This window comes from Micromonospora sp. NPDC023633 (assembly GCF_040640035.1).
Classification (GTDB): Bacteria; Actinomycetota; Actinomycetes; order Mycobacteriales; family Micromonosporaceae; genus Micromonospora.
Map to the genome: position 1 here is coordinate 1 of NZ_JBFABB010000195.1, position 8,544 is coordinate 8,544.

At 74.3% G+C, this 8,544-nt stretch carries 6 protein-coding genes; all 6 read right to left on the reverse strand.

Annotated elements, in window-relative coordinates; translation table 11 throughout:
• Positions 1 to 179 precede the first annotated feature (179 nt).
• Positions 180 to 392 (reverse strand): MbtH family NRPS accessory protein, encoded by a 213-nt coding sequence (locus AB0G13_RS32715; RefSeq protein WP_357882954.1) that lies wholly within the window; start codon positions 390 to 392, stop codon positions 180 to 182.
• A 2-nt stretch (positions 393 to 394) separates the two neighbouring features.
• Complete coding sequence (locus AB0G13_RS32720; RefSeq protein WP_357882939.1) at positions 395 to 1,714, reverse strand: aspartate aminotransferase family protein; 1,320 nt, start codon at positions 1,712 to 1,714, stop codon at positions 395 to 397.
• Entirely contained in the window at positions 1,711 to 5,328 is a 3,618-nt protein-coding gene (locus AB0G13_RS32725) for a CocE/NonD family hydrolase (RefSeq protein WP_357882942.1), read from the reverse strand. The genes AB0G13_RS32720 and AB0G13_RS32725 overlap by 4 nt, the downstream gene beginning before the upstream one ends.
• Positions 5,325 to 6,920 carry an MBL fold metallo-hydrolase gene (locus AB0G13_RS32730; protein WP_357882945.1) on the reverse strand — a complete coding sequence of 532 codons (1,596 nt, stop codon included), beginning with the start codon at positions 6,918 to 6,920 and terminating at the stop codon, positions 5,325 to 5,327. The genes AB0G13_RS32725 and AB0G13_RS32730 overlap by 4 nt, the downstream gene beginning before the upstream one ends.
• The gene (locus AB0G13_RS32735; protein ID WP_357882948.1) at positions 6,917 to 7,939 is read right to left on the reverse strand and encodes an LLM class flavin-dependent oxidoreductase; all 1,023 of its coding nucleotides are present in this window, start codon (positions 7,937 to 7,939) and stop codon (positions 6,917 to 6,919) included. The genes AB0G13_RS32730 and AB0G13_RS32735 overlap by 4 nt, the downstream gene beginning before the upstream one ends.
• A 4-nt stretch (positions 7,940 to 7,943) precedes the next feature.
• Positions 7,944 to 8,544 (reverse strand): phosphopantetheine-binding protein (locus AB0G13_RS32740; RefSeq protein ID WP_357882951.1); only part of this gene is annotated, 601 nt, incomplete at its 5' end.

The window sequence follows — 8,544 nt, forward strand, 5'->3', positions numbered from 1 at the left end:
CGTCCTGTTCGCCATGCTCCGCGACAAGATCCCTTACCAGCCACGCCCGACCAGCCCCGTCCCCGCTTGACGAAACCCATAGGGACACCCCCCCCCGGAGGCGGGTGCGTGCGCCGTCGGGCGACGGGCGGGACGGCCGGCGGGCGGTCACGCCTCGCGCGGCCGGGCCCGTCGGTCCGCTACCGTGCCTCGGCCGCCATCGCCCGGCGCAGGCTCAGCGGGCGCATGTCCGTCCACACCGAGTCGATGTGCTCCAGGCACCGGGCCCGTGGCCCGACGAAGCCGCCGTCCCGCCAGCCCGCCGGGAGCTCCCGTCCGTCCGGCCAGATCGAGTACTGCTCCTCGTCGTTGACCACGACCCGACAGACGTCGGCCGTCTCCGCCTGCTCCACCGTCACCGTTCTCCTCCTCGCACGTCGGACACCATGGCCAGGGCCCGGTCGATCCCGGCGATCCCGGCGGTCAGCTCCTCCTCCGTGATGGTCAACGGGGGGAACAGGTGCAGCCGGTTGCCCGCCGCCAGCGGCCAGACGCCCTGCCGCTTGCACGCGGCCATTACGGCGGCCATCTCGGGCGCCAGCGCCCCCGGAGCCGCGTAGGGCGCCAGCGGCTCGCGGGTCGCGCGGTCGCGGACCAGTTCCACGGCCCAGGCCAGGCCGACGCCGCGTACGTCGCCGACGACCGGGTGGCGTTCGGCCAGCTCGGCCAGCGCCGGGCCCACCAGGTCCCGGCCGAGCGTGGCCGCCCGGTCGACCAGGTTCTCCTCCCGCAGCACGCGCAGCGCCGCCACGATGGAGGCGCAGGCCAGCGGGTGCCCGGAGTAGGTGAGCCCGCCGGGGTAGCGGCGGTGCGCGAAGTGGGCGGCCACCGCGCGGGACAGCAGCACCCCGCCCACCGGCACGTAGCCGGAGTTGACCCCCTTGGCGAAGGTCATCAGGTCGGGCACCACGCCCCAGAGGTCACTGGCGAACCAGCGACCGCACCGACCGAAGCCGGTCATCACCTCGTCGGCGATCAGCAGGATCCCGTACTCGTCGCAGAGCCGACGCACGCCGGCCAGGTATCCGTCCGGCGGGACCAGCACGCCGTTGCTGCCCACCACCGGCTCGACGAGGATCGCGGCGATGGTGTCCGGGCCCTCGTACCCGACGATCCGGCGCAGGTGCTCCAGCGCCCGGTCGCACTCCTGCGCGGCGTCGCGGGCGTGGAACTCGCTGCGGTACAGGTACGGGCCCATGAAGTGCACGGCGCCGCCGCTGGCGGTGTCCACCGGCCAGCGGCGCGGGTCGCCGGTCAACGCCAGCGCCCCCGCCGTGGCGCCGTGGTAGGACCGGTAGGCGGCGAGCACCTTCGGCCGTCCCGTGACCACCCGCGCCATCCGCACCGCGTGTTCCACGGCCTCCGCGCCGCCGGTGGTGAACAGGACCGTCTCCAGGTCCCCCGGTGCCACGTCGACGATCGCCCGGGCCGCCTCGTCGCGGATGTCGACCGCGAACGACGGCGCGATCGTGCACATCCGCCCCGCCTGCTCGGTCACCGCCGCGACGAGGGCGGGGTGCTGGTGCCCGAGGTGCAGGTTGCCCATCTGGGCGTGCAGGTCGAGCCACCGGTTGCCCTGGTCGTCCCAGAACCAGCTGCCCGCGCCGCCGGCGACGCGGACCGGGTCGATCTCCTCCTGGGCGGACCAGGGGTAGAAGACGGGCCGCCCGGTCACGACGCCCGCCGTTCGCGGACCAGGTCGACCTGCTCGCCCAGTGTCGGCGCGGCGAAGACGTCCTGCAGGGAGAGCCGGACCTGGTACGCCTTGCGGATGCGGCTGATCAGGCGGATCGCGAAGAGCGAGTCGCCGCCCAGGTCGAAGAAGTCGTCGGCGGGATCGACGGCGTCGACCTGGAGCAGGGCGGCCCAGATCCGCCCGACCTGGTCGAGCAGATCGGCGCGGTCGTCGTCCACCTCGGACCCGTGGTCGGTCGCCACGGTGGCCGGCTCCGCCGTGGCCGCCGGTCCCGTCGCCGTCGCGGCGGCCCGCTCCCCGGCGGCGGTGGCGGGCGGCACCAGTTCCAGCCGACCCGCCGTGGTCCACCGCACGGTCGCGCCGGTGTCCCGCATCCGTGCGTCCGGCGTCCCGGCGTACGGGTCGTCAACGTCGCCGGCGCCGCTGACCCAGAGCCGGCCGGCGGTGTTGACCGGCACCGGCCGGGCGCGGTCGTCGAGCACGTAGCAGCGGGCCACGGACGGCAGGCCGTCCCGCCCGGCCAACTCGTCCGGCAGCCGCGCCGGGTTCCAGCCGTCGAGCACCGCGCGCAGCTCCCGCCGGGGCATGACGGACAGCTCGCCCACCCGCCGCTCCTGGTCGGAGACGAGCTGGTCGAGCACGGTCAGCAGCGAGTCGAGGATCCGCTGGACCGTGGCCCGGTCGAACAGGGCGAGCCGGAAGTCGAGGCTGCCCACCATCCGGTCCTCGCCGACCTGGTTCACGGCCAGCGCCAGGTCGTACTTCGCCGAGGTCCACTCCGGCGGTTCCAGCCGGACCGCCTCGACCTCGCCGAGCCGGAACCGGTCCGGCACCGCCCGGCCGAACCGGACGCAGGCCTGCACCAGCGCGGAGACCGCCGGGTCGCGGCGCGGACGGAGCTCGCCGACCAGCGTGTCGAAGGGCACCCGGCGCAGCTCCAGCGCGGTCAGCACGGCGCCGCGTACGTCGTGCAGGAACTGGGCCACGGTGGCGTCCCGGTCGACCCGGACCCGCACCGGCAGCAGGTTGACCAGGCAGCCGATCAGGTCGCGGGTCGAGGGGTCGTCGCGTTGCAGGCTCGGCGTGCCGATCAGCAGGTCGTCGCCCGCGCCGTACGCGCTCAGGGTGCGGGCGAACGCGGCGGTCAGCAGGGTGAACGGGCTGGTCCGCGCGGCGGCGGCGGCCGCCACCAGCCGGGCGGCGAGCGCGTCGTCGACGGTGAAGCGCACCGATCCGCCCCGGTGGTCGAGCACCGGCGGGCGGGGCCGGTCCGTCGGCAGGGTGATCACCTGCGGGGCCCCGTCCAGGTACCGCCGCCACCGGGCGAGCTGGTCGGCCATGCCGGGTCCGGCCAGCTCGGCCTGCTGTCGGCGGGCCACGTCGGCGTACCGGCCCGGCACGTCCGGCAACCGGACCGGCTCCCGGAGCGCGTAGGAGGGGTAGAGCCGGGCCAGTTCGGCGAAGAAGATCTCCGCCGCGGTCGGGTCGGCCGCGACGTGGTGGACCACCAGCAGCAACGCCGTCCGGCCGCCGGGCAGCAGCACGGTCGCGACCCGGATCGGCCACTCCCGGCCGAGGTCCCACCGGCGGTCCCGGAAACCGGTCACCCGCTCGTCGCTCGCCCAGCCGTCGGCGGGCGCGTCCGTGAGGTCCAGCCGCGCGATGGTCAGCGGCGCCGCCGGGTGGATCCGCTGGACCGGCTCCTCGTCGATCTCGACGATGGTGGTCCGCAACGCCTCGTGCCGTCGGACGATCTCGTCGACCGCCGCGTGCAACGCGCCGGTGTCCACCGGCCCGGTCAGTTCCACGGCCGCGTCGAGGTGGTACGCCGCCCCGCTCGTGCCCGCCTGCTCGGCCAGCCAGATCGCGCGCTGCGCGACCGAGAGCGGGGCCGTCACGTCGTCGGGTCCGGCGTCGTCGTCCCGCCGTTCGGGCGCCACCGCGCGGGGCAGCTCCAGCGTCGGGGCGGCGTCGGCGTCGTGCCGCACCGTCAGCACCGGCGCGACGTCCCGCACCACGGTCAGCGCGTTGTCGGCGTCCGCCCCGGTGATCGCCAGCCGGATCCGGTCGCCCGCCGCGAAGCGGTACGCGATCGGGTGCAGCTCGATCTCCAGGCGGGAGTCGTCGGACCCACCGTGGACCTGGCCGCAGCCCTCGGTGACGTACAGCGAGGTGCCGTCGGGGGCGACCGACTCCAGGAAGGCGAAGACGTCCGCCGGGCCGTCGGTGGCGCTGGCCGAGAGCCGCAGCACCGGGGCGCCGACCAGCTCGACCGCCTCGGTCAGTGGCTGGGAGGTGTAGCACAACGCCCGGGTGTCGTTGTGGGTCATGTCCGGTCGCTGGAAGGGCGAGCCGTAGCCGCTGGCCCACCGGCTGGTCTTGCCGGACGTGGTGGCGTAGTCCACCTCGTACCGGCGGGCCTCGCCGGCCCGGGATTCGCGCCCCAGCTCGCCGGTCGGGCCGAGGTGCCACGTGCCGGTCGTCGCCGGCTGCGGCGGCCAGGACCGGGCGGTGCGCCACGCGTCGGCGCCCAGCACGTGGTACCGGACGGCCGGACCGTCCATGATCCCGGTGTCCCTGCCCCGCAACCAGTGGTCGAACCAGCGCAGGTGCTCGTCGGCCAGGTTGTATCCGGCGCCGCCCAGCACACCCCCGGTGTGCGCCCAGGGGCCGATGACCACCCGGTGCGGCACGGTCAGCCGGCGGGCCCACTCGGTCGCGTCGCGCGCCCAGACGTCGTGCCAACCGCCCAGGTGGTAGACGGCGACACCGGAGGCGTTGATCGCCTCCAGCAGCGCCGACGGGCTGCGGGTCAGGTACGCCGCCTCGCCGGTGTCGGCCAGCCGGGACTCGCGTCCGGGCAGGCCGGCGAACATCGTCCGGACGTCGCGGTTCGGCACGTGCTGGGCGCGGGCGGCGGCCAGCAGGAGGCCGTCCGGGTCCTCGTCGAGGGGGGCGACCGGGCCGCGCAGGTCGAGCTCGCGCACGTCCTCGCCCCAGGCACGGGCGAAGTCGTCCCGGAACACCCCGCCGTCCCAGGCGAAGCGGTACAGGTCGAACAGCGCCATCTGCGGGAAGATCGCCACCAGGTGCGGCGGGGCGGTGCTGGCGGCGAGGTACTGCGACACCCCGAGGTAGGAGCGGCCGAACATGCCGACCCGGCCGTCGCACCAGGGCTGGGCGGCGATCCACTCGGTGACGTCGTACGTGTCGGTCGCCTCGGCCGTGCCGAACGGACCGTCGCTGGTGCCGAACGACGCGCCGCTGCCCCGGCTGTCCACCACCACCACGACGTAGCCCCGGGCCAGCAGGCGCTGCGCGACCGGGAAGGCCCGCAGCGTCACCTCCCCGGGAGCCACCTCGGCCACCCCGAGATCCTCGATGTCGGTGAGGTCGACGTCCGCCAGCTCGGCCCGCACCACCGCCAGGAAGTCGTCCCGGCCCGGGCGCGGCGACACCTGGTGGTAGCGGTCGTGGGCCCAGACGACCGGCGCGGGGTCGCGCTGGCCGACCGGCCGGAAGACGTACGCGGCCAGCCGGGTGCCGTCGCGCGTCGCCACGTACCGGGAGTGGCAGGTCCAACTGTGGCTCATGCCAGGTCGGCCCGTCCGTAGAGCTCCCGCGCCGGCACCCCGACGTCGGCGCAGCGTTGGAAGAACTCCGCCATCTGCTTCAGCTGGTACGACTCGTCGGTGTAGTTCGTCGCCATGACGAACACCAGCCAGGGCTCCCGGCCCATCGCGTACACGTACGCCTGCCGGGCCCGCAGCCGCCGCACGATGCCCATCGCCTCGACGGCGTCGGAGCCGTTGAGCTTGCGGCTGCGGCTCATCTTCTGGTCGATCCGGCGGGAGAAGAGCGGGCCGTACATCCAGGACAGCGGGGCGCCGTCGCACTCCATGCCGAGGAACGCCATGTCGACGTCGCCGATCATGTCGTGGATGTGGCCGAACAGCGCCGGGTCCACGCAGCGGTTGTCCGCGCCGAAGTAGAGGTTCTTCCCGCCGGTACGCACCGAGTACGTCACCTTCGCGGCGATGTCGAGGTCGCAGTGCTCACCGACGAACGGGCAGACCACGATCTGGCCGTCGGGCAGCTCGATGGTCTCGCCCGGCTCCACGTCGACCACGTTGGGGAAGCCGAGCGCCTCCAGGCACAGCCGCAACGACGGATCCTGCAACGCCCCGGCGGCGGTCTTCGGCACGACCACCGTGCCGATGCGGTGTCGCAGCTTCAGCAGGGTGGCCAGTTCGAGGTGGTCCTGGTGCCCGTGCGTGATCAGCACGTAGTCGATGACGTCGGGCAGGTCGGCGTAGGCGTACCGGTCGCCGTCGCCCAGGGCGTCGGACAGGAACGGGTCGGTCATCACGGTGACCGGGCCGGACTGCACCACCACGCAGGCGTGCCCGAAGTAGCGCACCCGCAGCCCGGGGCCGTCCAGGTTGCGGTCCGGGCTACCGCCCGGCTCGGCGGAGAACAACCCGCTGAAGGTGGCCAGGTCGGCGTCGGAGACGTCGAACGCCTCCCGCAGCTCGCCGAAGGGCCGGGCCGTGGTCATGGTGGAGAAGAGCAGGTCGATGCGGGGGTCCCGCAGCGGCATGGTGGCCTGCACGTGCCCGTTGCCGGGGAACCGGGGCGTGGTCATCGCGAAGGGCCGCTCGTCGCCGGTGGCCAGCGACAGGTCCACCGAGTGGGCGGTCTCGTCGAAGTGGCGCGAGCGGTAGAGCATCCGCTCCGCGAGCCGGATCCGGGCGTGGTCGTTGAGGTCGTAGACCAGCTCGACGTAGCCGCGCAGGGCCGGCGGGATCTCGCCGTAGCGGGGCGTCAGGTCGAAGCCGTCGGCGAGCTTCTCCAGGTTGACCGTCAGCTCGTCCATCGCCGCCGACAGCTCCGGCATCGGCCCGTCAGCGAGCCGGGCCGCCAGGTCGGACACCCCGTCGAGCTGGTCGTCCTCGAGGTCGACGAACATGCCGCCGCGCAGCTTCGGGTCGCGCGCCGAGCGGCGGTGCAACGCCGGTGCGTCGAGGAACGAGCGCAGCAGCGGCACGTGCAGCTTGGCGAAGTTCATCGCCGCCGGCACCGGCGAGACCAGGTTCAGCCAGGCGTAGTACCGGTGGATCAGCGGTTCCAGCGCCAGGTTGGGCCGGGCGTGGACGAGGTCGTGGCTGGCGAAAGGCTGGTTCATCGCTCTCCCCCGGTCGGGTCGACCCGCAGTCGGTCACGGACGGTCCGGACGACCTGTGCGAGGTTGTGGAAGTCTTCGTCGTCGGCGGGGGTGTCCAGCACGAAGGTGCGCACCCCGGACCGGATCATGGCCAGCAGCCGGTCGACGGCGCCGGCGTGGTCGGCCACCAGGTACGGCCCGTCCGCCTGGCCGGAGCGGAACGGCGCGAGCCGGTACGCCGGGTCGACGGCCACGGCGCCGTGGCCGGCCTCGGCCTCGGCGAAGAGCCGCTGCTTCCAGACCGAGTCGGTGTTGGCCATGGTGACCGCGGTGATCTTCGCGCCGTCCGGGTCCGCCGGGAAGCGGGCCTCGGCGGCCCGCTCGGTCTCCTCCGCCGTCGCCCGGGTCAGCAGCCCGAAGTTCAGCGCGCCGGGCGGCGCCGCGTCGGCGTCGCGCCGGGCCGCCGTCAGCATCTGGATGCTGGTGGCGCCCACCCGTTCGGCCACCTCCCGGGCCGCCGGGGACTGCCCCGCGACGAACAGCCGGGGCAGCAGGTGCGCGGGCAGCCCGGGCGTGAGCTGCAACCGGGACACCTGGTAGAACCGCCCATCGAAGCTGAACGGGCGGCGGCTGCCCAGCACCCCCATCATGATCTCGACGTACTCGGCGAGGCGCGCGTACCGGTCGTCGTGGTCCAGCCGGTCGCCGAGCGCGTCCAGGTCGCTCACGGCGGTGCCGGTGATCAGGTTGAGGTCGATCCGCCGCTGGTAGAGCAGGCCGAGCGAGGCGACCATCCGGGCTGCGGTGAACGGGTGCTGGTAGACGGGGTTCACCGCGACCAGCGGGCTGAGCCGGGTGGTGCCGGCCGCCGCGGCGGTCGCCAGGATCCAGGGGTCCAGCACCGCGCCGCTGCCGGTGAAGATGAGCACCCCGTCGAGGTCCGCCGCGTCGGTGCGGCGGATGACGGACATCGCCGTGTCCGCGTACGCGGTCAGGTCCCGGACCCGGGGCACCACGGTGATGAAGCTGACGTCGGGCACGGCCTCACGCTTCCTCTTCGGTAACCGCGGCGAGCGCGGCCCGGATCTCCTGCGCCTCGCGCAGCTTGCCGTCGATCACCTCGGCGAGCGCGGCGACGGTGGGGGTCTGCAGGAAGACGCCGAGTTGCAGCTCCACGTGGAAGGCCTGCGCGAGGTCCCGCAGCGTCCGGGCGGCGCTGAGCGAGTCCGCGCCGAGCATCAGCAGCGAGTCGTGCGGCCCGATCCGGTCCACCCCGAGCCGGCGTCGCCACACGGCGGCCACCGCCTCCTCCAGGACCGAGCCGGTGGCCGGCTGGGCGTCGGCGGCCGGGGCGGCCGGCGTCGGGCCGGCCACGGGCGCCACGGCCACTGGGTCGACCCAGTGCCGGGAGCGCTGGAACGGGTACGTCGGCAGGCCGACGCGACGCCGCGACGCCCCGTCGTGCAGGGCGGCCCAGTCCACCTCGACGCCCCGGCGCCACAGCTCGCCGAGCGCGCCGAGCAGCGCACGGAGGCTGCCGGCCTCGTCGAGCAGGGCGGACGCCGACGCCTCGGCCGGGCCGACGACCAGGGTCAGGCCGGCCTCGGCCGGCGCTGCGGCTTCATCATCTTCTTCATCTCCACCG

What these genes read in the sequence shown, in the direction of transcription:
- AB0G13_RS32730 (WP_357882945.1), bottom strand. Translation starts at nt 6,920, where the DNA reads ATGAACCAGCCTTTCGCCAGCCACGACCTCGTCCACGCCCGGCCCAAC.
- AB0G13_RS32725 (WP_357882942.1), bottom strand. Translation starts at nt 5,328, where the DNA reads ATGAGCCACAGTTGGACCTGCCACTCCCGGTACGTGGCGACGCGCGAC.